The sequence below is a fragment of the Microbulbifer okhotskensis genome (assembly GCF_023895975.1).
In the GTDB taxonomy this organism is placed as follows: Bacteria; Pseudomonadota; Gammaproteobacteria; order Pseudomonadales; family Cellvibrionaceae; genus Microbulbifer; species Microbulbifer okhotskensis.
Window position 1 is genome coordinate 1 of the sequence record NZ_JALBWM010000034.1, and the last position, 25,047, is coordinate 25,047.

Sequence of the window (25,047 nt, forward strand, 5' to 3'; positions counted from 1 at the left end):
TGACCGTTCTTTTCCAGGGGATTAACTGATGCACTTCAAAGTTGAATGCAGGCCAACATAAACCTAAGCAACGAAATTGATATTTAAAATCATTAATTAACGATATGGTTAATACTACAAACACGAGCATACAACGTTAATATTTTATCCACAATACTGCGAGCCCCTACTGAGCCAACGAAACAGAAATGATTTCCAGACACTGTTTGAGAAAAATATTCTGACGAGGATCGGGTTAGCAATTTAATCAACTCCCACTCTTTCCTCGAAACTTGATCTGTAGGTTTATTACCCAGTATTTTCTTGACTAGTACTCGATTACGAATAAATGCCCAATCGTCAACATTACATAATACATTCTCTAAATCCCCCATAGAATCACTCTGAATAACCACAGGAAGTGCGTAGTCTAAATAGCCAAATGTATTTGCTGTAGTCAAAGCACTGGCGAGATCTTCTTTAAAACTGAAATCCCGATACATTAACCCAGTCCCAATCAGAGCGATTGGGACTGCCCCTAGAAACTGCGACCGATAAATTTTTCTGGGAATAATAGTATGGTCATTGTACTTGTCTTGCTCATCCATCGCCGCATAGAAAGCTGGGTAAATACCCTCGCGACTCGCCATCCCCTCCTCAGTCATCTTTACTGCCTGGGAATTTGCTGCAGGCAGAAATCCTGGTAGAGCTGGCTCAGCGGCAATAGCAACAAACATATCAATGTTAAAACTCTGCTCTGCCGCCGCACGTCCTAAGGCACCTGCAATTTTACCTCCCATACTCCAGCCACACACAATAACTGACTTGGGCAGTTGATACTCGGTAATAACCTTGGCAATCACTTCTGCCACCTGGAGGCCCCAATCAGCAATAGTAAAATCTGGATGAGTGCTGCCAAATACTTCATTTGCCATTGGATAGGAAATAGCCAGAAAAGGGAAATCCGCTTTATTCACCCAATAAGCTACAAAGTCCTCAATTTTTCCGTCAGGATACCCATAGAAAATCCTAGCCAAATGAGCCGTACCCGGTACAAATATTATTAAGGGATTCGATTCATTGGCCGGAATGTAGTGATATAGCACTGGAAACCCCGCAACCGTTTCCAGTGCTTCACCATCATATAATATAGAGCTCATCTATTCGTCGAGCTTCCCAGGGCTATTAACTGTTTGATCGTACTTTAGCGCACCATATCAACTGGCCACTTTTCCCCACACCTCCTCAAGGCGTTCATCCCGACCACACCGGTAACGGTAATATTTATAGCGAAGGGGGTTCCGCTGATAGTAGTCTTGGTGATAGGCCTCAGCCGGATAGAAAATAGCGGCTGGTTTTACTTGGGTAACCACTTTTTTTCCCAGCTCAGCCTCGATCTTTTTCTTACTATTTTCCGCCAGTGCCTTTTCTTCCTCGCTGCCATAAAAAATTTCAGCACGATACTGATCGCCACGATCACAGAATTGCCCACCCGCATCGAATGGATCGACATTGTGCCAAAAGATATCCAATAGATTGGCATAACTGACTTTGTTCGCATCATACTTCACTTGTACAACTTCGGCGTGGCCAGTCCCTCCCGCCGAGACCTGTTCATAAGTAGGGTCTTTCACATGACCACCGCTATAGCCAGAAGTAGTTTCTAGTACCCCATCGACCTTATCAAATGGGGGCTCCATACACCAAAAGCACCCTCCGGCAAAGATCGCTGTACGAATATTGGAGGCCTCTTGAGCAAAGCTAAAAGTAGCCAAGGTCAAGAGCAACAATGTAACAATACTGCGCATAATTCAGTCCTTTAGGTATCACTGATTGAACGAATACTGCTTTGTCGTCCAAAAGGGTATTTTTATTACAATGTGATATTCCCCTTGCAGGCCCGCAAAAAAATGTCCCTGTATTCAATGTCATTGAAGCGCATAGGATTGGTGTGAGCTGAAGACTCTGTCGCTGCCAGCATACCAATCCTATCTGCATCGGTATCATCAATCCCAATTTCCGCCAGGCAGGTAGGGATACCCAGCTGCTTGCGCAAACCGAGTATCCAGTTCAGTACCGCATCAAAGCCACTATCGAACATTTCATTCCCCGCCAGCTGCAGATAAAGTGCCAAATGCCCCATGGGCACCTGAATGGCTGGCCGATTGGCTATCAAGACATAGGGCATCAAAATCGCGTTGAGGAGGCCGTGGTGCTTGTCATATAACGCGCCCAGTGGATGCGCCAGGGCATGAATAGCGCCCAGCCCCCGCTGGAATGCGGTTGCTCCCATACAGGATGCAACCATCATTTGCTGACGCGCCTCCAGTTCGGCCCCAATAGCATAAGCGCGAGGCAAATACTCTTTAACCAAGCGCATTCCTTCCAGGGCAATACCTTCAGCCATGGGATGATATTGAAGAGAATAGAAGGATTCGAGATTATGCGAAAGTGCATCCATCCCTGTGGCCGCAGTAAGCTCTGCCGACATACCCATAGTTAGTTGGGCATCTAAAATAACAATATCCGGCATCATCTGCGGATGGAATATCATCCGCTTGACCTGGGCCTTGTCATCGGTGATCACGGCAACTCGTCCAACCTCGGAGCCCGTTCCTGCCGTAGTGGGAACCGCGACAAGCGGGAGTATTCCACTCGGATCGACTTGCCGGTAGTTATCGTCAATATCCTCAAAGTCCCAGATACTTCGCCGCTGCCCTGCCATCAGAGCAATAGCCTTACCGGCATCAAGCGCAGAGCCTCCTCCCAGCGCAATAACACCATCGCAATTTTTCTCCCGCAGTATTTTTACCCCATCAGATATGTTGACCTCATTGGGGTTACCCTTAATTCTGGAAAAAATGCTTACTGGTAAACTAACCTGCTGACAGGAAGCGAGTGCACTGTCAAGTATCGGCAAGGTTGCAAGAATAGGGTCTGTAACGAGAAGAGGTTTACGGATATTCAGTTCAAGGCAGGCATCTGCCAGCTCTGAAACTCTACCGGGACCTACCCAAATAGTAGTGGGGAAATTCCAATTGCCGTGGTATTTATCCACAGTTTCCTCGCTCAATGCCTGTTTTTCAAGCGCTAACTAGACGTCTGTATCTTTTATTTCTGTAGCCGAATGGGAATTTCGATAATTCGCATTAGGTGGAAAATGGGACTATAGGCTTTAAAATTTCCGGCCCCACGACAGATGGGTATCAATAGATTTTGTCCGTTTCCCACACATTCCCCTTCTTGCTGATATGAAATAAAGTAACCGGATATTCTGCTGAATGATCACCTAAGAATACACTCACCTCGCCCCCATTCTCTAATATTTCCTTCCAGGCGTATAAATTCACCAGACCGCCTTTACTGGGCCGCCTTTACTGGGCCGCCTAACTTTAACTGGGTCTTAATCCCATTTCATCAAGAATCCATCCATACGGAACATTGACCTCAAGAGCCTTTATAGATTAAATCGGGAAATTACCGGCAAAAAGATTCGAAACAGTAAGATACTCATTAATAAAAGGGTAAAATGAATTTTTTTCACCCGTTCCTCTCCAATTTTTACCTATTCCCCAACCTTAAAATGAAAAGATTTTGGTCGAGTCAGCTGTTCAAAGCCAATTTCGGATAAGGTGCACCCTCTACCCGATTGTTTCGCCCCGGCCCAGGCGAGTTCCGGGTCAAGGTAATCACATCGATTCATAAAAACCGTTCCCGTTTCAAGATAACTTCCAATTTCCATAGCGGCCTTTTCATCTTTTGAGAAAATGGCTGCCGTTAGACCAAATGGGCTGTTGTTCATAAATTCTAGAGCCTCTCCATCATCGTGCACTTTTTGCACCCCCAGCACAGGCCCGAAAGACTCCTCGCGCATTATACGCATATGGTGTCGTACTCCAGTTAACAGCTGCGGCGCCATATATTGTGTTCCCCGTTTATCCATCGCAAAGTCACTGGACGCAATATGCGCCCTGGCTCCTTCTGCTACCGCCTCATCTATCTGCGCCCGCACCCTGTCGGCAGCCTCAGCCCGAACCAACGGTCCCAAGGTAGTTTTCCGTTTATCCGGGCGTCCCAATTGATAATCGCGAATTAAAGCGACAGCCTGGGAAATAAATTCGTCAAAAATATCCTTATGGACATACGCTCGCTCAATACTGCAACAAGACTGTCCAGAATTAAAATAAGCACCATCCACTACTGCCGCCACGGCTTGGGGTAAATCAGCATCGGTTCGAACATAAGCGGGGTCTTTCCCACCTAGCTCAAGCCCCAAGGGGATAAACCGACCTGCAACAGTGCGCTCTAGATTTGCACCCGCTGCCACCGACCCGGTAAATGCAACATGCTGTATTTCTTCGGCGCACGCTAGCCTACGTGTATAGGCATGGTTCAAATGGAGATATTGAAAGACCCCATAAGGCAGGCCTGCTTCCCTAAAGATCTCAACCATGCGCTCTGCACACAGCGGAGTCTGAGCAGAGTGTTTCAAAATCACAGTATTCCCACACAGTAGGGACGGAACCACCGCATTAACTGCCGTTAAATAAGGATAATTCCATGGCGCAATCACCAGTGAAACACCCAAAGGCTCCCGACGAATAAACCGGATAAAGCCTTTCTTGGGTGGAAGTCTAATTTCAGCCAGGGCATCCAGACTGAGTTCAGCCATTGTCTGTGCCCGTTCTACAAATCCGAGTATTTCTCCTTCGGCAAAACGGATTGGCCGTCCCATCATCCAGCAGAGTTCTCGCGCCAGGCGTTCTTTTTTCTCGGAAAATATTTTAACTGCCCGCTCGACAATGGCTATTCGTTCATGAATCGGCGTTCTGCGCCACGCTTGCTGAGCCTTAGTCGCTCTGTCCAGCACCACACGGATCTCAACTTCCCCTGCTAGGGCACGCTCTATGTAAACGCTGTTATCAATGGGTGAAATACACTGAAGATGGTGCATTATTTTTCTGTTGTTCATCGGCACTTCCCTCAAATAATCTCGAAGTACCGCTCCAATTCCCAATCACTCACATGGCGGCGGTATTCCCGCTCCTCCCACTCCCGACTGGCAGAGAAATGGTCGACAAAATCACTGCCAAATAATTCACGGGCTGCTTCTGAGTCTCTAAATCGCTGGGCAGATTCCCAAAGAGTAGCCGGCAGCACCTGTTCCGTCTCCGCTGCCACGGTATAGGCATTACCCGCTATCGGTTCGCTGGGTTGCCATTGCTGCATCACACCGTAAAGACCTGAGCCTAACGCGGCTGCCAAGGCTAAATAGGGATTGGCATCTGCCGCGCCCAAGCGGTATTCGATGCGCTGGGACTGACTATCACCGGGAATCGCACGCAGAGCAGTTGTACGATTCTCTATTCCCCAGGTGGCACTGGTAGGCGCCCAGAAGCCGGGAACCAAACGGCGATAACTATTAATTGTAGGCGCGATCAAGGCCAGAAACTGGGGCATCAAGCGCTGTTGCCCTGCAATAAAGTGGCGCATGATTTGACTGATTCCCTGGGGCCGACTGGAATCATAAAATGCTGAGTCACCACTACTGCTATTGCGCAGTGATAAATGGATATGGCCGCTTTGCCCAGGATATTCGCTGGACCAACGGGACATAAATGTAGCCATAAGACCCATCCGTTGGGCGAGAACTTTCATAAAGGTCTTGAACAGGGCGGCTTTATCTCCGGCCGCTTCGACCCCGTCCACCGCAATAGCGGCCTCCAGTACACCGGGGCCCGTTTCTGTGTGCAGCCCTTCGATCGGAAAGTCCATGCTCACGCTCATATCCAGAATCTCCCGATACAGTTCCCCGTGCACCGAGCTGCGCAACATCGAGTATCCAAAAAAATCCGGAGTCAATGGTTTGAGGTTACGGAACCCTTTTTCGCGCACCGACTCAGGGGTTTCGCTGAACAGAAAAAATTCGTATTCCAGCGCAGCATAGGGTTCATAACCAAATGAGAAGCAACGCTCCACCACACGGCGTAAAACTGCACGAGGACAAATTGCCTGGGCGGGACCATCAAACTCCGTCAGGAACAGCAGCATATTGTCCTCAAACGGGACCTCGCGACAGCTCTGGGGAAGAATGCGTACGGGTGCATCGGGATAGCCGGTGTGCCAACCGGTATAGCGGGTATTATCGTAAAGCTGGTCTTTCACATCCCAGCCCAATACCACATCACAGAATGAGAACCCCTTTTCCAGAGCGGAATAGAACTTGGCGCGGCTCATATATTTACCGCGCATAACGCCATCAATATCAAAAAGACCTACTTTGACATGACTGAGACCCCGCTCTTCAACAATGGCGCGGGCCTCCTGGCTGGTTTTTATCTCCCGTGCTTTCAGCATGACTGGTCCTGCCTGGTTATTATTATCTCTGAGTTACAGGATAGACCCGCCAGACGATCTCCAACGGCGGTGATTCCAACCCAGGGCGTCACTTTCAGCCAGCGCCCGCAACCTATATAATCCGTGCTCCAAAAATTCTGTTATCAATCCATTCAGGAACAGCAATGAGTTTCGACAAGATCCCGGCAGGCAAAGAACTGCCCAACGATATCAACGTAATCATCGAGATCCCTGCCAACCACGACCCGATCAAATACGAAGTGGACAAGGACTCTGACGCCGTATTTGTAGATCGATTCGTCGCCACTCCGATGTTCTACCCGGCCAACTACGGCTATGTACCCGAGACGCTGTCCGAAGACGGTGACCCCCTGGACGTATTGGTAGTCGCCCCCTACCCGGTTATGGTTGGCTCCGTAGTTCGCTCCCGTGTTGTCGGTGTTCTTAACATGACTGACGAATCTGGAGTTGATGCCAAGCTGCTTGCGGTACCGCACACTAAACTGACCAGACTGTATGATCACGTTCAGGAAATCGGCGACCTGCCTGAATTGTTGCTCAAGCAGATCGAGCACTATTTCGAAAACTATAAGGCTTTGGAGCCGGGCAAGTGGGTTAAGGTCGAAGGCTGGGCCGACGCTGAAGCAGCGCGCAAAGAAATTATGGCTTCACGCGAGCGCTACCTGAAAAAAGAGGGCTAATCCCCCTTTTTCCAGGCAATAAAAAACCGGCCTCGAGCCGGTTTTTTATTGCCTGGTTGATCGCCGGGCAACGGGGAAATTATGCCGGGTCAACTAATTTCCCAGTCCGGAACCTCCACAGGGCTGAACTCCGTAGTTTTGCGCTCACTCTCATCCAGTAGCAACCCCTCCGCCGCGCGCAGGCTGATATGCTCCACAGCGACGTTCACCACTTCTACAGATGTGCGCTCGTGCTCTTTAACGAGATACCCCTCCATGGGCGCAAGCGTCCACCCTCCAGCTGCCGACTCCCCTGTTGAGGCAGCGCCACTCGTTTCATTCTTAATCACCACCTGGGCGCCAATTTTCCCCAGGTTCGCTAGAAATTGCTGTGCCTGGGGAAGCTTTAACCCCTTTTTGAGCACCAGAGGGCGACCGCTAAACAGTTTTTCAATCGCCTGGGGATTACTCCTAAATAGGCGCACCATGCTGGCTTTAACATCACCAGCGGTAAATCCTGCGACCAAATCACCGCGAAAGATCAAGCTATAGGTGGGTTCCGACATCAATGTTTCCCCGTGTTAATCATCCGAGTCCAGAGTCTGATCCATAGTATAAGCTGGCGCTCCCTGGACGCGCCCGCCCACCTGACGGGCGGGCACCCCGGCGACAGTTGTGTGATCGGGTACATCGTGCAGCACCAAGCTACCGGCGGCTATTTTTACATCCGCACCCACTTTCACCGGCCCCAGTACCTTGGCCCCGGCGCCGATCATAACGCCCGGGCCAATTTTAGGATGGCGGTCGCAGGCACCCCGGCCACTGCCACCCAGGGTGACGGAGTGGAGAATCGAGACATTATCCCCCACGACGCAGGTCTCCCCAACCACCAACCCGGTTGCGTGGTCGACCATAATTCCACACCCAAACTGGGCAGCTGGGTGAATATCCACTGAGAATTGTTCAGATACTCGGCTTTGGAAATACAGGGCTAATGTATGACGACCCTGATTCCACAGCCAATGGGCCACCCGATGAGATTGCAGGGCATGAAAACCTTTAAAATATAGGAAGGGCGTCAGGTACTGATCACAAGCTGGGTCCCGATCATACCAGGCACAAATATCTTCTCGCATACAGCGGGAAATGTTTGGGTCACTGGCCAGGGCCACAGCGATCACCTCCTGCAGGGCTGTAGCGGTAAGGGCGTTATGGTCCAAAACTGATGCGAGGTGGTCCGCGATGGCGTCGTCCAGGGATTTATGCCGCAGAATGGTGTTGTGAAAATAGCTCGCCAGGATCGGTTCGCCCGCAGCGGCCTCGGTGGCCTCAGTGCGCATGGCTTGCCACACCGCCCGTTGCTCCCGCCGACCGTCGATACTCAGTTCCTCACCCATGTCTCAATTTTCTCCGTCGCCCAGGAACACCTAAGACTGCAGCTTGGCAGGATCGACAGGCCCTTTCAAGGGAAGACAGGGCCTAAAAGCGCTTAACTCGCCCGCTTCTGCGACGATAGTCTGTAAACAACAATCAACTTTCTTTCACCCGATCGGGGCCTGACTAGCGCCCGAAAATTGTGGGATAACAGTGATCCGGAACCCACACATAGCGCGTATAGATTTCCTGAAGGTACTCACACACCGTATCAACCATCGCCAGATCCGTTTCTTGCAACAACTCGTATAAACGTTCCAGGCTCAGAAGTTCTTGCAACTCACGGGCTCTGGGCGCGTAACTGAGGTGCCAACGCTCCGGAGCAACACCGCCCCTGTCTTGTGCGTAGGGGCGAAACAGCCCGTAACTGTGCCCCGTATCAATACGCTCATCCAGCCAACGGTGGAAGGCGCCAAATACACCGTTATCGGCCACTTCTTGCGGGGTTAACTGAACGACATAATTATCGTCTACCGCAGCGGCATCAATAACATCAAAATCAGTGCCCCAGTGATGACGGGATGCACCCGGCAGTGCCGACCAACGCAAAATAGCGAAAACGGTTTCCGCCTCACCCAACTGGGTAACATCCAAAGGGCTACCATCAGTATCGAGTAGCGGACGCTCGCCGCTCACCTTGCTGTTCCAGATCAGGAGTTGGCGATCAAAGGCGCGAAACCCGGAAACGATTTTGGGAGAGAAACCCACATCGCGAGCATCCCGGCACAAACGCTGAAAAGCCACTAGTGCTTCGGGGTGTAGCAACTGGTTGGAAGTCGGATCGACAATGACATGCTCATCGCCGAGACCAAACAACATGCGCTTTAATGGTACTGATAACATTTGCATCTCATTATTGGGCGAATTCCAGGGTGCGAACTAAATTGATCAAAATACATGGGTTACTTTAACAGAGAGCAGGCGGCAACTGATTGGCGCCTTTTATTGAGAGCACCAAAAGCAGGCGCTCCGCACAATAATCTGGCGGTAATGTTTGTTAGCTAATTGTTAATATATGTTAAGTTCAAATCGGCAATCGACGGATTGGTTGTAGAAACGGAAGCTTAAACTGGTAGGGAAAACTGAATGCACCCGAGTCAATCAGAACTATTAAAACTAAAGAACCTGGGCCTGGCCTCGGTAAACATTCTTCACTCCATCGGTATTCGCTCCCTTGAGGATCTACGCAAAGTCGGGCCAGTGGAGGCTTTTATCAGCATCCGCAACCGGGGAATTAATGCGTCCAGAGTCATGCTTTATGCGCTACAGGGCGCATTGATGGACGTGCACTGGAACGACTTAGACCCAGAGTTGAAACAGCAACTGGCCAGTGAAGTTGATCGCCTTCTCGCCACGCAGAATTCTGACTAGCGGCCGGGTGGCGCACCCCCAGCCGTCATCACTGACACAACCCGCCGACTACCCATTCCCGATATCGGCGCAGCCTCACAAGCGAAGCACGGGATCGCTGTGCCGACTCTCCGCTAACACAAGTTACGCCATCCGTATCTAAGCTTTACCTAAATGCATTACTTAGAAGGAGAGATCCGATGTTACGCATTGGGCTATTCCTGTTAACCAACTTAGCTGTTCTTATTTTGGTTGGCATCATTTTCAATATATTTGGGATTGGAGGGATCCTTCAGGACAATGGCGTAGACCTGAACCTCAACGCCTTGTTACTGCTGTGTGCAATCTTCGGTTTTGGCGGATCTTTCATCTCTTTGTTGTTATCCAAAACCATCGCCCGCATCAGCACCCGCACACAGATTATTGAACAGGCACGTAGCGCCGATGAACAGTGGCTTATAGAAACGGTCAGGGAGCTCTCCCGTAAAGCCGGTATTGGTATGCCCGATGTCGGGATTTTCCCAATGCCCCAAGCCAACGCTTTTGCCACTGGCTGGAATCGAAACAACGCTCTGGTATCGGTCAGTGCCGGCCTCCTTCAGCGTTTTAGCCGCGACGAAGCCCGCGCGGTGATCGGTCATGAGATCGGCCATGTGGCCAATGGTGACATGGTAACCCTGGCACTGATTCAGGGCGTGGTGAATACTTTTGTCATGTTCTTCGCCCGTCTTGTGGGCTTTTTTGTGGACCGGGTCATATTGCGTAACGAGCAAGGGCTAGGCATCGGTTATTTCATCACATCCATTGTCATGGATATCGTGTTTGGCTTCTTCGCCATGATGATTGTCGCCTGGTTCAGTCGCCGCCGCGAATATCGCGCAGATCATTCAGGCGCCACTCTCGCCAGTCCACAGTCCATGATCGCCGCGCTGCAACGCCTCAAAATGGAATCGGATCGGGGGCACGAAGAACCATTGCCCGGCAACATGAAAGCCTTTGGTATTTTCGGCAATATGGGGGCACTAATGGCCACCCACCCGCCGCTGGACGATCGCATCCTCGCTCTGCAAAACTTTCAAAAGTAACTGTCTGATGGGCAGAAGGAAGTCCTTCTTTCTGCCCATCGCAAGAAGGCCTGAACAACCAAGCACTTTTCAATTCTCACTCTGCCCGTTTTGATTCTCACCTTGGCTGCCAATAAATCGCAAACTTCACTCAAGTATTTCGTTCACGGTAGACTTTCCAAAACTGTTTCAAAGCAAGGATTGCCATTTATGACGCTGCTTAACTCTCTGCTCACTCGCATTTTTGCTGCCCTGTTGTTACTTTCTGCAGCGACATGGATTCAAGCGGACACTTTTGCCACCGACGACGAACGCAACACCATGCAAGTGTTTAATCTTGCCAGTCCGTCAGTCGTTTATGTCACCAATGAAACCCTGGTTCGGGATCGCAGAACTTTGCGCTTGCACGCCGTCCCCAAAGGCGCTGGCAGTGGTTTTATCTGGGATGACGAAGGGCACATCGTCACCAACTTCCATGTTATTGAGGGCGCTCGCCAAGTCACCATCACCCTGCAGGATCGCAGTGAATGGCCCGCGCAACTGGTGGGCTCCGCAGCGGAAAAAGATCTGGCCGTACTAAAGATTGACGCGCCACGGGAACGACTAAAGCCACTGGTGATCGGCACCTCCAGCAAACTCGCCGTGGGTCGCAAAGTCCTCGCCATCGGTAATCCTTTCGGCCTGGATACCACCCTGACCACCGGTGTGGTCAGCGCTCTGGGGCGGGAAATTGAAGCGGCCAATAACCGCACTATTCGCAATGTGATTCAGACAGACGCCGCAATCAATCCAGGGAACTCCGGTGGCCCACTACTGGACTCTCAGGCCCGCCTGATCGGCGTTAATACCGCGATCTACAGCCCGAGCGGCGCCAGTGTGGGAATTGGTTTTGCCATTCCAGTGGATACCGTCAAAAAAATTGTGCCAGAACTGATTCATCACGGCCGCCTGGTGCGTCCGATTATCGGCATTGAATCCGCACCCGACCAGTGGAGCAACCGCTATGGGTTTGAAGGTGTGGCAGTACTGCGCATTGCACCGGGTCTACCTGCCGAAAAAGCCGGCCTGCGCGGTATCCACCGCACCCAAGGCGGCGGCTGGCAGCTCGGAGATGTCATCGTTGAAGTGGAGCAGCAGCCCATACGCAGCTATGACGATCTGCTCAATGCGCTGGAGAAGCACAGCGCCGGCGACCAAATCACCCTGGGTATTCTGCGCGACGGGACAATCCGCTACACGTCTATTAGACTCGCGGCACCTGAATAAACAGGCGGTGCACATTACTTGTGCCCTAATCAAAAATTAGGCCGGGAGCCATTAATTTATGCAGAAGTATTTCCTATGTCGCTACGACGACCTGAGTGAAGGGCAATCCAAAGGCTTCTCCCTGGGGGATACTGCCGCCGGTACCGATAATATATTTACAATAATGAAAGATGGTGAAGTCTACGCCTACAAAAATACCTGTCCGCACCGGGGTATCAACCTGGATTGGCAGGAAGATCAGTTTCTCGATCCAGATGGAGCACTGATACAGTGCGCTTCCCACGGCGCACTGTTCAAGATTGAATCTGGTGAATGCATCGCCGGCCCCTGCACAGGCGATGCTCTAACCCCGGTACCAGTGGAATATGCCCAGGATGGACTCTACGCCCTACTGGCTGACTAAGCCCCTATTTCCTGCCTTTTCCGCTAGAGAAAAGTCAGGGGCTCACTCAACTCAATCCTTTCCGCACTAAGCTGCGCCCGATATGCAAGTACTTGAACACCGGCAGCTAGCGCAACATCCAGGGCTTCAGCATAAGCCGGGTCTATATCCCGGGCGGCCTGTACACTCTCGATCCCACTGTGCTGAACACAGTAAAACAGCACCGCGCGCACACCGGCCTCGGCAAGCTTTTGTAACTCGCGCAGGTGCTTTGCCCCCCGGGTACTCACTGCATCGGGGAAATAGCCCAGCCTGCCCTCGGCCAGAGTGACATTTTTTACCTCTACGTAGCAGTCCCCATCGGTGCCCGACAAGAGCAAATCGATACGGCTGTTTTCTTCTCCATAACGCACTTCCCTGCGCAGGGAAGCATACCCCTGCAACTCGGTAACCACACCAGAGAGAATCGCTTCCTCCACCAGAGCATTGGCCCTGCCGGTATTAACACCTGCCAGTGCACCATCCGGCGTAGTGGCGAGCTCAAGAGTATGGCAGTACTTGCGCTTTAGGTTTGCGGAATCGGAATACCAACAAGCCCCACCTTCAACCCAGCAATTTCTCATTGACCCCGTATTCGGACAGTGGACGGTAAACACCTCGCCTTCGGTGGATTCCACATCGGCGAGAAAGCGCTTGTAACGGCGCAACAGGGTTGCCTTTTGTAACGGTGGAGTAAACTTCACGGGCTAATCTACCTGGCTGTGATTTCTAGCGCCACAAAATAGCAGACAACTATTGGTGGCGCGAATCGCGCAGATTTGATAGTTTCCTCGCTCTCGGTCACCAGGGGTATTGGTACCGAGAACAGGATTAGCCTGCCACCGCAATCTATTTAATGGGTGAAAAAAGCATCACTCTAAAAGATTCCGGTCTAGGCTAGATTGAATTTGGTGGTATCGCCCCCATAAAGGGGAGCCCGTATAGAAAGAGAGGCAACGACTATGCCCAAAACTGCTGCGAGCACCGAATCTCTGCACGGCTTTGAGCCCTACAAGGAGATGCAGGGCGAAGAGTACATGAATGAGAAGCAGCAGGAGCATTTCCGCAACTTGCTGTTAGCCTGGAAGGCCGAATTGATGGCGGAAGTGGACCGCACCGTTTCCCACATGAAAGACGAGGCCGCAAACTTTCCCGATCCAGCCGATCGCGCCAGTCAGGAGGAAGAATTCAGCCTTGAGCTTCGCACCCGAGACCGCGAGCGCAAACTGATCAAGAAGATCGATGCCACCCTGGAACTCATTGACCAGGATGACTACGGTTTCTGTGAAGCCTGTGGGGTAAATATTGGCATCCGCCGCCTGGAAGCCCGTCCTACCGCCACCTTGTGCGTGGACTGTAAAACCCTGGCGGAAATCAAGGAACGGCAAATTTCAGGCTGATCCTTAACCGAGAGCGATACGGTGATCGGCTGCGATCGCCCTGCTCAGAGGGGCGATCAATGTATCGCCCTTATTCATTTTGAATAGCACCACTCCCTATATCGGCCGCTTCGCGCCCTCACCCAGTGGATCATTGCACTTTGGCTCCTTGGTGTGCGCAGTGGGCAGCTATCTCGACGCCCTGGCCCACGGCGGGCATTGGCTTGTGCGCATGGAAGATCTCGACCCTCCCCGCGAAGAGCCCGGCGCGGCAATACGAATTCTGAAGTCTCTGGAAGCTCACGGATTGCATTGGCATGGCCCGATAGAATGGCAAAGCAAACGCTACCCACTTTACGAAGATACCCTTTCGAAATTGCGCGAGCGCAAACTGCTCTACGCCTGTGACTGCTCCCGCAGCCAGATCCGGAAGAATGGTGGGCACGACAATAAATTCTGCCGTCTCAAACTTAAAACTGACGAACCCTACGCACTACGCATGCAGTGCGCGGGAGGCGAAGAGGGTTTCCTCGACCTGTGGCGCGGTGAACAGCGGCAACTTATTCGCGAGGACACCATTCTCAAGCGCCGCGACGATCTCTACGCCTACCAACTGGCCGTAGTTGCGGACGATATTGAACAGGGCATTTCCCATATTGTCCGCGGTTCAGACCTACTGAATACCACCGGCGCGCAACAACGTCTGTTCAAGATACTCGGTGCCACTCCACCGCAATTCGGTCACCTGCCATTGGTAATGGGCCCCGATAACCAACAAAAGCTCAGCAAGCAGAATCACGCATCACCGATTCAAAACTACTGCGCTTCCGGTAACTTATGCAAAGCTCTGCAATTCCTTGGCTTTACCCTACCGAGTGGAGTAACCGAGGAGGCCCCTGAACCTATTCTCAAGTGGGCCACTGCGCACTGGCGCCGATATCAAGTGGATATGCGCGACCGCCAATTGCACTGATCCTCAGCGACAATTAATATTTTGCGCCAATCGCTCCCAACGCCGTTGGCGGCCACCTGCATGGAAATTAGAGTTGGGATTACGTCTCACCGGTAAACAATGCGGGCAACAAATTGACCTATAGGCGGGTTTGCAAGGCAATCTATGAGTAACCGCACACTATTAATTTTGCTGATATTGGTAGGCTATGTATTTTCACCCACCATTTTCACTTGGATGATCAATCCCGTTGGCGCCTGGTATCGGCCCTTTATTCTCTGGTTCGTCCTGATCCTGCTGGCAATTTTTATCCAGTGGAGGCGCAAAACGAATGAGCTTTGAGATTGCTCACATTGCCCTGGTGGGGGTAGCCTATATCGCCACCCTGTTTTTTGTCGCTTTCGCCACCTCTAAAGGCTGGCTCCCATCCCGCTGGGTTCGCCACCCACTGGTTTACGTACTCTCCCTTGGCGTATCACTCTCGGCCTGGACTTTTTACGGTATTGTCGACCTCGCCTGGCAATATGGCTACGGTGTCCTCGCCTACTATCTGGGCACCGGCGCCATGTTTCTGTTTGCCCCAGTGGCATTGGAACCCCTGGCGAGACTGGCGCAGCGCTATCAATTGTACTCGCCCGCAGATTTGCTCGTTTTCCGCTATCACAGCCGACAGGCCGGAACTCTCGCCACCCTGTTTATGCTGCTGGCTTTGCTGCCGTTGATCGCACTCCAAATCCAGGCAGTGTCAGAGACCCTGGCTCTGTTGTCACAGGACAGTGTCGCCGCGCTGGCGCTGCCGGATAGCGGTGTGTCGAGCAAGAATTTAATTGCTTTCTTCTACTGTGTATTGCTGGCTGTGTTTACCAGTATGTACGGTGCCACTCGCGAGCGGGGGGAAGGTCTCGCCAGTGCCATGGCACTGGAATCATTGGTGAAGCTGGTCGCTTTAACTGCCGTAGGCGGCTATGCTATCTACGACGTTTTTGGAGGATTTTCCGGCCTGGACCAATGGCTGCTGGAAAATCCGGATATGCAGCAGCTCCTCTACACCCCGATCAAGCAAGGCTCATCCCATACTCTACTGCTGGTATTTATCGCCACTGCCGTAGCCATGCCGCATATCTTTTACTTAAGTATCGCCGAGCGCCCCAGTGGGCAGGCGTTACGCGCTGCCAGCTGGGGATTTCCTCTATTCCTATTGTTGATGGCTCTCCCCATCTTTCCGATTATGTGGGCCGGCTTTGCCCTGGATGTAGCGGGCCCAGTGCAATACTTCTCTCTGGCAGTTCCCCGCGCCAGCGGTTCGGCCCTGCTCACGACCCTGGCCTTTATCGGCGGCTTGTCGGCCGCCACCGGTGCCCTGGTCATGATCACCCTGGCTCTCGCCACCATGGTGATGAACCATTGGTTGTTGCCGGGCACCCGCTGGCACCCTGAAGACAATATGTACCGACAGCTGGTGTGGCTGCGCCGCGTGCTCATCGCCGCGCTGTTTATCGCCGGTTTTGCATTTTACTTGCTGCTCAACAACCGCTTGTCACTGTCCGACCTGGCACTACTGGCATTTATCGGTTCGCTGCAATTCCTGCCGGGAATTTTCGCCGTGATCCACTGGCCCAGAGGCAATCGGCGCGGATTTATTGGCGGGTTGCTCGCCGGCATACTGCTTTGGGGCTGCTGCTTGCTGATTCCATCAATATTCGGAATCACCGGTATCACCCTACCCGGCACAGCTCTCCAGATTCCCCTGGGCATGTCCATTTGGACGCAAATCACTACCTTATCGCTAGGAGTTAACATCTTACTGTTTGTCGGGCTGTCGCTAGTTACTCACACCAGCAACCTGGAGCAGTATGCTGCCGACCTGTGTAGTGACGACACCATCGCACAGGCCCTGCGCCTGGGACTGGATGTAGAATCCGCCGCTGATTTCCAGCTGCGCCTGGCCGAAAGCCTGGGAACGGCAACCGCCCATAAAGAAGTTAAAAACGCCCTTGCCGAGCTCAATTTACCAAATGACGAGCGTCGCCCCTACGCTCTGCGTCAACTGCGCAACAAGCTCGAGTCAAATCTCTCTGGGCTATTGGGGCGGGTATTGGCGGTGCAGATTATCGATCGGCACTTTCCCTTCAAAAACAGCGACCAGCCGGCAAACAAAGACATCCATCTGATTGAGACCCGCCTGGGGCGCTATAAGCACCAGCTCACCGGCCTCGCTGCAGAGCTCAACAACCTGCGTCTATATCACCGCCAGATGCTCGAAGAGCTACCTATGGCAGCCTGTTCCCTGGGACGCGACGGGGAGATTCTTTTGTGGAACTACGCGATGCAAGATCTCACCGGTATCAGTGCCAGCGAGGTCATCGGCTCAAAATTGGAGTATCTGGCAGAACCCTGGCGCGACCTTCTGGGAGAGTTTGCCCTCTCCACCGATGCCAGTCGCTTCAAGCAACAGGTGAGCCTCAATGGCAACAGCCACTGGCTCAACCTACACAAAGCCCGACAAAAACGCAGTCGTAGTGACCGCTCCCGCAGTGAACGCGGCGATGCACAAATGCTGCTCCTGGAGGATATCACTGAGACACAGGTTCTCGAGCAGGAACTTATCCACAGTGAACGCCTCGCCTCAGTGGGCCGCCTAGCCGCCGGTGTCGCCCATGAAGTGGGTAACCCGGTAACCGGTATCGCCTGCCTGGCCCAGAATCTCCAGTACGATTGCGATAACCCCGAAGTGCAGGACACTGCCGACCAGATATTGAGCCAGACCCAGCGTATCAGCCGTATTGTTCACTCACTGGTGAACTTCTCCCACAGTGGTAACCAGGACAGCGAGCGGGCTCCTGTGGACCTCTATGCCTGTGTACAGGAGGCGGTGAACCTCCTGTCACTGCAACGGGACAAAACCGAGGTGCAATTCGACAATCAAGTTCCCGAATATCTAATCGCGCCGGGCGACAACCAGCGCCTGATTCAAGTGTTTATCAACTTGCTTAGCAACGCCCGTGATGCCAGCCCGGATGGCGGTCAGATTTTAATTGAGGGTTACCAGTCGGGGAGCAGCACTTGTATTTCCGTGACCGATAGCGGCCCGGGTATTTCAGCCAAAAATCGCGAGCGAATACTAGAGCCCTTTTTCACCACCAAAGAGCCCGGTGAAGGCACCGGCCTGGGCCTGGCAATGGTTTACAGCATTGTCGAAGAACACGGCGGGCAACTGGAACTGGTCAGCCCCGCTAACCCAAAAACTGGCCGTGGCGCCAAGTTTATTGTGCAGCTGCCAATAGCCGACTGAGATTGCCCGGCACTTGCATCGGTCGTTTTTTATACAAAAACTGACCGATTTACAGTTTTTGAGTTGCATCGAAACGGCGCTCGGGTAAAACTAGGCGCTTACTGAGTGTTTTGTAACCAGGCGTAACACATGAGCCACATCCTCATCGTCGAAGATGAAGCCATTATCCGAACAGCGCTGCGCAAGCTATTGGAGCGGCACCGCTACAAAATCAGTGAAGCAGGTTCTGTCAGGGAGGCGCTCAGCAAATATCGCCTCAAAGAAGTCGACCTGATTATCTCCGACCTGCGCCTGCCCGGCGCACCGGGTACCGACCTGCTCAAGCACGCCGGTGACATACCGGTGCTGATTATGACCAGTTATGCCAGCCTCAGGTCGGCGGTGGACTCGATGCGAATGGGGGCCGCTGACTACATCGCCAAGCCTTTCGACCACGATGAGATGCTCGCCACCGTGCGCAGGGTCATCGGCAAGGCAGAGCAAAACCGCGTTCTGCCCACCGCAGCGAAAGAGAATACCAGCACCATTGCCGGCATGATCGGCACCAGCCCGGTAATGCGAGAACTCTACGGTCGAATCCATAAAGTCGCGCCCACCGATGCCACCGTCTTGGTTCACGGCGAGACCGGCACCGGTAAGGAACTGGTCGCACGCGCTATCCACGAAGAGAGCCATCGCACAAACAAGCCTCTGATCTCCGTGAATTGTGCCGCTATTCCAGACACACTCATTGAATCGGAGCTCTTCGGCTATGAAAAGGGCGCATTTACCGGTGCCCAGACGGCACGCGAAGGACTGGTTGCCGCCGCAGATGGCGGGACACTTTTCCTCGATGAGATTGGTGAGCTTCCTCTGGAAGCACAGGCCCGCCTGCTGCGCGTACTGCAAGAGGGCGAAGTTCGCCCAATCGGCTCGGTCGAGTCGCACAAAGTGGATGTGCGCCTGGTAACAGCAACTCACCGCAATCTGCGCCAGTTATCGGCGGAAAGGAAGTTCCGGGAAGACCTTTACTATCGTATTAACGTGGTACAGATGACCCTGGCGCCCCTTCGCGAGCGCGGCAGAGACGTACTTGCATTGGCAGAACACCTGCTGGAAAAGTTCTGCACCAAGGTTGCGCGCCCGCTGTTACGCCTCTCTCCAGAAGCGATTCAGGCGGTAACGACGTACACCTGGCCCGGTAACGTACGCGAACTGGAGAATGCCATTCAACGTGCAGTAATCCTTACGGATAAGGACTGCAGGGAAATTGACCACAAAATTTTGGATATCGATCTCGATCTGGTCCCCATTGAGGAGACCATCGGCATCCAGCGCCCACGCAGCCTGCATACCGATCCCCGCGAGGACCTATCCCTGGAGGATTACTTCGCACGCTTTGTGATTGAACATCAAGACACCATGAGTGAAACCGAGCTGGCAAAGAAGCTCGGGGTCAGCCGAAAATGCCTGTGGGAACGCCGTCAAAAGCTCGGTATCCCGCGCAAAAAGAGCCGCCGCGCTGCCGCCGAAGCCTAACGAACCACTCTTTCCACGGGGGGCCAGCCCCCACTTTCAGTTTCGATTACTCCCCCTTTCCTCACCAAAAGCTTCCCCAACAGAAACTGTTACCCACCGTACGGAGAAGTAACCCTCAAGAGTGTTACCCAGACTCGCATGGAAGTAACAATACCTCTACCTTCCGTAACGCAATGGCTCCTCGAAAAGTTCCGTCAAATTTCGTAAAGATCGTAACCAATTGATTTATAAGTGTTTTTTAAAGTTGGCATAGTAAGTGCTTTACCTTTAGTACAGAAATTGAAAACAGCCAACAATAAAAATAAATGACTGTTAAAAGCCCTATAACTACTCACAATAAGAGGGGCGAAACACAATAAAAATAATGGGGCGGCCGACAATAAAAGCAAAGAGAGGCCAAAACCGAAAGAACAACAATAAATAATAACAATAATTTTCAAGAAGAATAAGAATAACAACAAGCGCGTTGCAAACTGACTGAACTGTACCTGGGAGAGGGTGTTTGCTTGAAAGCAAATTGATAGCGCAAGGAAGCCGCTGCCTTCATACTCGTAATAATAATTCCCACATTCCTTTTTCCCCAAATTTATAAGCACCCGCATATTGCGGGCGCATTCCTTTGCGTGTGTTAGAATCGCGCCCGCGAGTCCCGATCTCTGAGGATAGATAGCCGAAAAGGCTCCCTTTCGGGCTTCGCCCTGGGCCCCCCCAGGTACAGAGGCTCCAGCAGTGCCACCGTGAATCCCCGGTTGGAAGGGACTATTGCCACCACCAGATGTGTGGTCACGCACAGCGGGGCTTTCCCGGCCATCCCAAAATGGCAGCAGTCAACACAGACAGCCGTATGCTCAACAACCTGATTAGTAGTATTAAGCGCTGGCGCAAGCCAGCCGACAAAGGCCCCCGGGTTATCGCCCGCAACGACCACAACATCTCACGCCGTGATATCAGCCGCGCAGCCCTGACGGTGATGAAACGCCTGCAGGAAGCCGGTTACCAAGCCTACATTGTTGGCGGTGGTGTGCGTGACCTCATGCTCAGTGGGCACCCCAAGGACTTCGATATCGCCACCGATGCCACTCCGGAACAAGCCAAAGAGCTGTTTCGCGGAGCCCGCATTGTCGGGCGACGTTTCCGCATCCTTCACGCCCGAATCGGCCGTGAAGTTATCGAAGTTACCACTTTTCGCGGACATCACGCCGATGGCGAAGCCCATGAGGCCAAGCAGTCAGAGCATGGCATGCTACTGCGCGACAACGTCTACGGCGATTTGGAAAGCGACGCAATACGTCGCGATTTCACTGTCAACGCCCTCTACTACACCACTAACGGTTTCGAAATTCACGACTATACCGGTGGCGTCGAGGACATTGAAAAGCGCCTGATCCGCATGATCGGCTCACCGGTAACCCGCTATAAGGAAGATCCTGTGCGGATGCTGCGCGCCGTGCGCTTTGCCGCCAAGCTGGATTTCGCCATAGAGAGTCAAACTGAAGCCCCCCTCGAAGAGCTGGGCCCCCTGCTGCGCAATATTGCCCCGGCCCGACTGTTCGATGAGATACTCAAACTTCTCATGGGGGGGCACGGCGAGCGTACTTTTGAGCTCATGCGCCGCTATCGGTTGTGGCAACACCTGTTCCCGGACAATGCCGCACAAATTGAGGGCAATACTGCAGCCCTCGAACTTTCCCGGCTGGCACTGCGCAATACGGACAAACGTATTCATGCCGACATGCGTGTCACACCCGCATTCCTGTACGCTGCTCTCCTGTGGCCGGCAGTCAATACCGAACAGCAAAAGCTGATTGCCAAGGGTATTCCAGCGGCGCCGGCACTGGCCCAAGCCGCCCAGAAAATAACTAGTTTACAACTGGCCCATACAGCAATACCCAAGCGTTTTTCTATCCCAATGCGCGAAATATGGGACCTGCAGCAACGTCTGCCGCAACGGGGTGGCAGCCGCGCCCAGCGCCTGATGGAACACCCGCGCTTCCGCGCAGCTTACGACTTCCTGTTGTTACGTGAAGAAAGCGGCGAAATTGACGGGAATCTCGGCAAGTGGTGGACAGATTTTCAGCAGGGTGATGACGAACAGCGCCAACAAATGGTACGCATGTTGCAAACTAGCGGTGGCAGTGGACGACGTAGTCGCAACTCTCGCGGTGGGCGCCATCGCAAGCCAAGAGCTGAACAGTAATGCAGACGGTCTATATCGGGCTGGGTAGCAACCTGTCAGAACCCAACAAGCAATTGCGCAGTGCCCTCTCGGCAACGGACCAAATTCCCAACACCCGGTTACTGCGCTGTTCGAGTTATTACAGCAGCGCCCCTGTTGGCCCGGGCGAACAACCCGATTACCTCAATGCTGTAGCAGAGCTGCAGACGGCACTGCCCCCTTTAAAGCTCCTAGACCAACTCCAATCGATTGAGTTGGCCCACGGGCGCGAGCGCTCCATTCGCTGGGGGGCTCGCACCCTCGACCTGGATATATTGCTTTTTGGGCAGTCCCAAATTGACCTACCCCGCTTGCAGGTTCCGCACCCACGCATGAATGAGCGTAACTTCGTCCTACAACCTCTGGCGGAGTTGGCCCCCGAAGCCGAGTTGCCTGGCGGTGAATCTTTACAAGCGCTACTACAGAGCTGCCCCGACAATCGCCTGAATAAAATTTGAGCGGCTGCGCCCAACTGAGGCTCAACTACTCGACTGACGGCTCACTCAGTAGTACTTTTGCGTTTGCAATTCATCAGGGAAGACCCCCAGACAAAGAGGAGTCGCTCAAGTGGTTACCGAAAAAAGCGGGCCCATTACGACTGAATTCAAGACGGGTAACAGGACTCCGCCAAAATTTATCGCTGTCGAAGGCAATATCGGTGTGGGTAAAACCACACTGACAAAGAAACTGGCCTCCACTTTCAACTACGGCACACTGCTGGAATTGCCGGAAGAAAACCCTTTCTTAGAACGTTTCTATCGTGACCCACAGAGTGCAGCACTCCCCACTCAATTACACTTTCTGCTCCAGCGATCTCAACAAATTCAAGCACTCAGACAGGACGACATCTTTGAGCCTGTGCGGGTCTCTGATTTTTTGATCGAAAAGGACCAGCTCTTTGCCGAAGTGACTTTGGACAAAGATGAACTGTACTTGTACCAGCAGGTCTATAAACACCTCACCCTCGAAGTCCCCAAGCCTGACTTGGTAATTTACCTTCAGGCTCCCCTCGAAGTGTTGCAGACCCGTATTCGCAACCGGGGAATTCCTGCCGAACGCGCAATCAGTGATGAATACCTCGACACCCTCAACAATGCCTATACCCGATTTTTCCACTTTTACGATGAGGCACCTCTACTTATCGTCAACACCGAGGAAATCGACATAGTCGATAGCCCAGAGGACTACAAACAGCTGGTCGAATATCTGTTCACGATCACCAGTGGCCGGCACTACTACAACCCAGGAAGTTAATCGTTATGTACGCACCCTCTGAATTAGAAAAGCTCGTAACCGTTCAATCCCTGCGAAAAAAGAAAGCCAACGGTGAGAAATTTATTACCGTCGCTCTCTACGATGCCCCCATGGCTGCGATGGCACAGAAATCTGGGGTAGAAACACTCCTTGTTGGAGATTCCCTTGGCATGACGGTGTTGGGTTATGACAGCACCGTGCCGGTTACCATGGAGCAGATGATCTATCACGTCGAAGCGGTCGCCCGCGGCAATAAAAAATCCCTGATCATGGGCGATATGCCTTTTATGACCTACGCCACCACCGAGCAGGCCCTGACCAATGCGACTCGCATCATGCAGGCGGGCGCGCATATGGTAAAAATGGAAGGCGGCGCCTGGCTTGCCGACACGGTGAGAATTCTTTCTGACCGAGGTATTCCCGTCTGCGCCCACCTGGGCCTCACCCCTCAGTCTGTCCACAAACTGGGGGGCTATCGCGTTCAAGGACGCGACGAAGAACACGCCAAGCAGATTCTTGAAGATGCCCTATTACTCGACGAAGCCGGTGCTGACCTTGTCGTGTTGGAATGCGTGCCTGCGGACCTGGCAAAACGTATCACCAAATCAGTATCCATGCCCACCATCGGCATTGGCGCAGGGCGCGACTGCGATGCCCAGGTATTGGTAATAAATGACATTCTGGGTCTCACGGAACAGCCACCCAAATTTTCCAAAAACTTTCTGGTCGAAGCCGAGGATATTCCCGGTGCTCTGCGTAAATACGCCGAAGACGTAAAAGAGGGCGTCTTCCCCGGCGAAGAGCATATTTTTCAATAATACTCCCCCATCCGGGTAACTCTTTCTCGGTATTTTTGCGGCAGAGAAGAACCTCTGCCGCTTCCAAGCGGTAGCACTATGACGTTCGACCAACTACTCCAGGATTGGCGCTCTGGCCAGGGTACCTCCTGCGTGCCCGAGGGCTGGACCCAGGGCCGAGCAACTTTTGGTGGCTTGGTGGCGGCCATGCTGTATGAGCAAATGGCAGCTGAAATATCCGCTGCCAACAGCCTGCGCTCTCTTACGACTTCATTTGTCCGCCCTGTTGCCGCAGGCGCCATAGAAACCCGGGTAGAGATGCTCCGCGCGGGGCGCTCAGTCACACAGATTAACGGGTATCTTGACCAAGGCGATACCGTCATGCTGGCGGGAATGGCCAGCTTCGGCAATGGCAGGGAATCTACTGTTCGCGTCAAGGGGCCCACAGCGCCTAAGTACCCCGCACCAGAGGAATGTCTCGCCCTGCCCTACATCGAAGGCGTGGTACCGGAATTTACACAGAAGTTCGACTACCGCATCGCTCGTGGGCAACTGCCGTTTAGTGGCTCCACTGAAAAAATACTGGGTGGATGGGTACGCTTTAAAGATGGCAGCAAATCCAATGCAGGCATCAGCCATTTACTCGCACTGATCGATGCCTGGCCGCCGGCAACACTGCCAATGCTAAAAGCACCGGCACCCGCCAGCTCCTTAACCTGGACGGCAGAGTTTATGGAGCCCCTAGCCAAACACAAAGCTTCCGATTGGTGGCAATACCAAGCAGCGGTAGAACAGGCAGAAAATGGCTATGCAGTCATTCAGTCTCGCTTGTGGGATACCCATGGACACTTGGCAGCGCTGTCCCAGCAAATGGTTACCCTATTTGGATAAAAAATAGCGCCGACGTTCAACCTCCTCAATATATCCAGCGCAACAACATCTAAAAGACTTGCTCCAAGGACGGAATATTCAACGGACCAGAAGGTGCTATAGCGCCTTAAATGTCCTGTGAGAAATTTCATTCTATTCATGGCTTCCATTACTTTCTTGTAAACAGTCCCCTCTACGCCATCTCTTACAGGAAAATAA

At 52.6% G+C, this 25,047-nt stretch carries 25 protein-coding genes; 15 read left to right on the forward strand and 10 right to left on the reverse strand.

What is annotated here, in order from left to right; genetic code table 11:
- Positions 1 to 92: 92 nt before the first annotated feature.
- From MO867_RS09850 to MO867_RS09870, 5 genes are all read right to left on the reverse strand, one after another.
- Positions 93 to 1,139 (reverse strand): alpha/beta fold hydrolase, encoded by a 1,047-nt coding sequence (locus MO867_RS09850; RefSeq protein WP_252466232.1) that lies wholly within the window; start codon positions 1,137 to 1,139, stop codon positions 93 to 95.
- 57 nt (positions 1,140 to 1,196) lie between these two features.
- Positions 1,197 to 1,787 carry a peptide-methionine (S)-S-oxide reductase MsrA gene (msrA, locus tag MO867_RS09855; RefSeq protein WP_252466233.1) on the reverse strand — a complete coding sequence of 197 codons (591 nt, stop codon included), beginning with the start codon at positions 1,785 to 1,787 and terminating at the stop codon, positions 1,197 to 1,199.
- Positions 1,788 to 1,852: 65 nt separating this feature from the next.
- Complete coding sequence (locus tag MO867_RS09860; RefSeq protein WP_252466234.1) at positions 1,853 to 3,052, reverse strand: iron-containing alcohol dehydrogenase; 1,200 nt, start codon at positions 3,050 to 3,052, stop codon at positions 1,853 to 1,855.
- Positions 3,053 to 3,544: 492 nt separating this feature from the next.
- Entirely contained in the window at positions 3,545 to 4,951 is a 1,407-nt protein-coding gene (locus MO867_RS09865; RefSeq protein ID WP_252466235.1) for an aldehyde dehydrogenase family protein, read from the reverse strand.
- Positions 4,952 to 4,962: 11 nt separating this feature from the next.
- Positions 4,963 to 6,336: a glutamine synthetase family protein gene (locus tag MO867_RS09870; RefSeq protein WP_252466236.1), complete on the reverse strand. Its 1,374-nt coding sequence runs from the start codon at positions 6,334 to 6,336 to the stop codon at positions 4,963 to 4,965.
- Between the two features lie 164 nt (positions 6,337 to 6,500).
- Here MO867_RS09870 and ppa point away from each other — a divergent pair, with 164 nt between their 5' ends.
- Positions 6,501 to 7,037, forward strand: coding sequence for an inorganic diphosphatase (ppa, locus tag MO867_RS09875; protein ID WP_252466237.1), 537 nt, complete (start codon positions 6,501 to 6,503; stop codon positions 7,035 to 7,037).
- An 89-nt stretch (positions 7,038 to 7,126) separates the two neighbouring features.
- On the opposite strand, the gene MO867_RS09880 is transcribed toward ppa, so the two are convergent.
- From MO867_RS09880 to MO867_RS09890, 3 genes are all read right to left on the reverse strand, one after another.
- Positions 7,127 to 7,582, reverse strand: a complete 456-nt coding sequence (locus MO867_RS09880; protein ID WP_252466238.1) for a hypothetical protein — start codon at positions 7,580 to 7,582, stop codon at positions 7,127 to 7,129.
- Between the two features lie 15 nt (positions 7,583 to 7,597).
- Positions 7,598 to 8,413: a serine O-acetyltransferase gene (gene cysE / locus MO867_RS09885; protein WP_252466239.1), complete on the reverse strand. Its 816-nt coding sequence runs from the start codon at positions 8,411 to 8,413 to the stop codon at positions 7,598 to 7,600.
- Between the two features lie 163 nt (positions 8,414 to 8,576).
- The gene (locus MO867_RS09890) at positions 8,577 to 9,293 is read right to left on the reverse strand and encodes a M15 family metallopeptidase (protein ID WP_252466240.1); all 717 of its coding nucleotides are present in this window, start codon (positions 9,291 to 9,293) and stop codon (positions 8,577 to 8,579) included.
- Positions 9,294 to 9,536: 243 nt separating this feature from the next.
- Between MO867_RS09890 and MO867_RS09895 the strand changes: the two genes are divergently transcribed.
- The 4 genes from MO867_RS09895 (at position 9,537) to MO867_RS09910 (ending at position 12,533) form a co-directional block, all read left to right on the forward strand.
- Positions 9,537 to 9,821: a TfoX/Sxy family protein gene (locus MO867_RS09895; RefSeq protein ID WP_252466241.1), complete on the forward strand. Its 285-nt coding sequence runs from the start codon at positions 9,537 to 9,539 to the stop codon at positions 9,819 to 9,821.
- Between the two features lie 179 nt (positions 9,822 to 10,000).
- Complete coding sequence (gene htpX, locus MO867_RS09900; RefSeq protein WP_252466242.1) at positions 10,001 to 10,885, forward strand: protease HtpX; 885 nt, start codon at positions 10,001 to 10,003, stop codon at positions 10,883 to 10,885.
- Positions 10,886 to 11,074: 189 nt separating this feature from the next.
- Positions 11,075 to 12,130: a S1C family serine protease gene (locus tag MO867_RS09905; protein WP_252466243.1), complete on the forward strand. Its 1,056-nt coding sequence runs from the start codon at positions 11,075 to 11,077 to the stop codon at positions 12,128 to 12,130.
- A gap of 58 nt (positions 12,131 to 12,188) precedes the next feature.
- The gene (locus MO867_RS09910; protein ID WP_252466244.1) at positions 12,189 to 12,533 is read left to right on the forward strand and encodes a Rieske (2Fe-2S) protein; all 345 of its coding nucleotides are present in this window, start codon (positions 12,189 to 12,191) and stop codon (positions 12,531 to 12,533) included.
- A 23-nt stretch (positions 12,534 to 12,556) separates the two neighbouring features.
- On the opposite strand, the gene sfsA is transcribed toward MO867_RS09910, so the two are convergent.
- Complete coding sequence (sfsA, locus tag MO867_RS09915) at positions 12,557 to 13,255, reverse strand: DNA/RNA nuclease SfsA (protein WP_252466245.1); 699 nt, start codon at positions 13,253 to 13,255, stop codon at positions 12,557 to 12,559.
- A gap of 258 nt (positions 13,256 to 13,513) precedes the next feature.
- Between sfsA and dksA the strand changes: the two genes are divergently transcribed.
- The 5 genes from dksA (at position 13,514) to MO867_RS09940 (ending at position 19,692) form a co-directional block, all read left to right on the forward strand.
- A complete protein-coding gene (gene dksA / locus MO867_RS09920; protein WP_252466247.1) occupies positions 13,514 to 13,951 on the forward strand; it encodes an RNA polymerase-binding protein DksA in 438 nt (145 codons plus the stop codon).
- Positions 13,952 to 14,030: 79 nt separating this feature from the next.
- Positions 14,031 to 14,903, forward strand: coding sequence for a tRNA glutamyl-Q(34) synthetase GluQRS (gene gluQRS / locus MO867_RS09925; RefSeq protein ID WP_256473924.1), 873 nt, complete (start codon positions 14,031 to 14,033; stop codon positions 14,901 to 14,903).
- A gap of 144 nt (positions 14,904 to 15,047) precedes the next feature.
- Positions 15,048 to 15,224 (forward strand): hypothetical protein, encoded by a 177-nt coding sequence (locus MO867_RS09930; RefSeq protein ID WP_252466248.1) that lies wholly within the window; start codon positions 15,048 to 15,050, stop codon positions 15,222 to 15,224.
- Positions 15,214 to 18,174, forward strand: coding sequence for an ATP-binding protein (locus tag MO867_RS09935; RefSeq protein WP_252466249.1), 2,961 nt, complete (start codon positions 15,214 to 15,216; stop codon positions 18,172 to 18,174). Before MO867_RS09930 ends, MO867_RS09935 begins: the two co-directional genes overlap by 11 nt.
- Positions 18,175 to 18,303: 129 nt before the next feature.
- Positions 18,304 to 19,692, forward strand: a complete 1,389-nt coding sequence (locus tag MO867_RS09940) for a sigma-54-dependent transcriptional regulator (RefSeq protein ID WP_252466250.1) — start codon at positions 18,304 to 18,306, stop codon at positions 19,690 to 19,692.
- A 194-nt stretch (positions 19,693 to 19,886) separates the two neighbouring features.
- Here MO867_RS09940 and MO867_RS09945 read toward each other — a convergent pair whose 3' ends face one another.
- Entirely contained in the window at positions 19,887 to 20,483 is a 597-nt protein-coding gene (locus MO867_RS09945; RefSeq protein WP_252466251.1) for a hypothetical protein, read from the reverse strand.
- Positions 20,484 to 20,509: 26 nt separating this feature from the next.
- Between MO867_RS09945 and pcnB the strand changes: the two genes are divergently transcribed.
- The 5 genes from pcnB (at position 20,510) to MO867_RS09970 (ending at position 24,849) form a co-directional block, all read left to right on the forward strand.
- Complete coding sequence (gene pcnB, locus MO867_RS09950; RefSeq protein ID WP_252466252.1) at positions 20,510 to 21,889, forward strand: polynucleotide adenylyltransferase PcnB; 1,380 nt, start codon at positions 20,510 to 20,512, stop codon at positions 21,887 to 21,889.
- On the forward strand, positions 21,889 to 22,365 hold the full coding sequence (folK, locus tag MO867_RS09955) for a 2-amino-4-hydroxy-6-hydroxymethyldihydropteridine diphosphokinase (RefSeq protein WP_252466253.1): 477 nt from the start codon (positions 21,889 to 21,891) through the stop codon (positions 22,363 to 22,365). The genes pcnB and folK overlap by 1 nt, the downstream gene beginning before the upstream one ends.
- Positions 22,366 to 22,474: 109 nt before the next feature.
- Positions 22,475 to 23,161: a deoxynucleoside kinase gene (locus MO867_RS09960; RefSeq protein ID WP_252466254.1), complete on the forward strand. Its 687-nt coding sequence runs from the start codon at positions 22,475 to 22,477 to the stop codon at positions 23,159 to 23,161.
- A gap of 5 nt (positions 23,162 to 23,166) precedes the next feature.
- A complete protein-coding gene (gene panB / locus MO867_RS09965; RefSeq protein ID WP_252466255.1) occupies positions 23,167 to 23,979 on the forward strand; it encodes a 3-methyl-2-oxobutanoate hydroxymethyltransferase in 813 nt (270 codons plus the stop codon).
- Positions 23,980 to 24,057: 78 nt separating this feature from the next.
- On the forward strand, positions 24,058 to 24,849 hold the full coding sequence (locus tag MO867_RS09970; RefSeq protein WP_252466256.1) for an acyl-CoA thioesterase: 792 nt from the start codon (positions 24,058 to 24,060) through the stop codon (positions 24,847 to 24,849).
- Positions 24,850 to 25,047 lie beyond the last annotated feature (198 nt).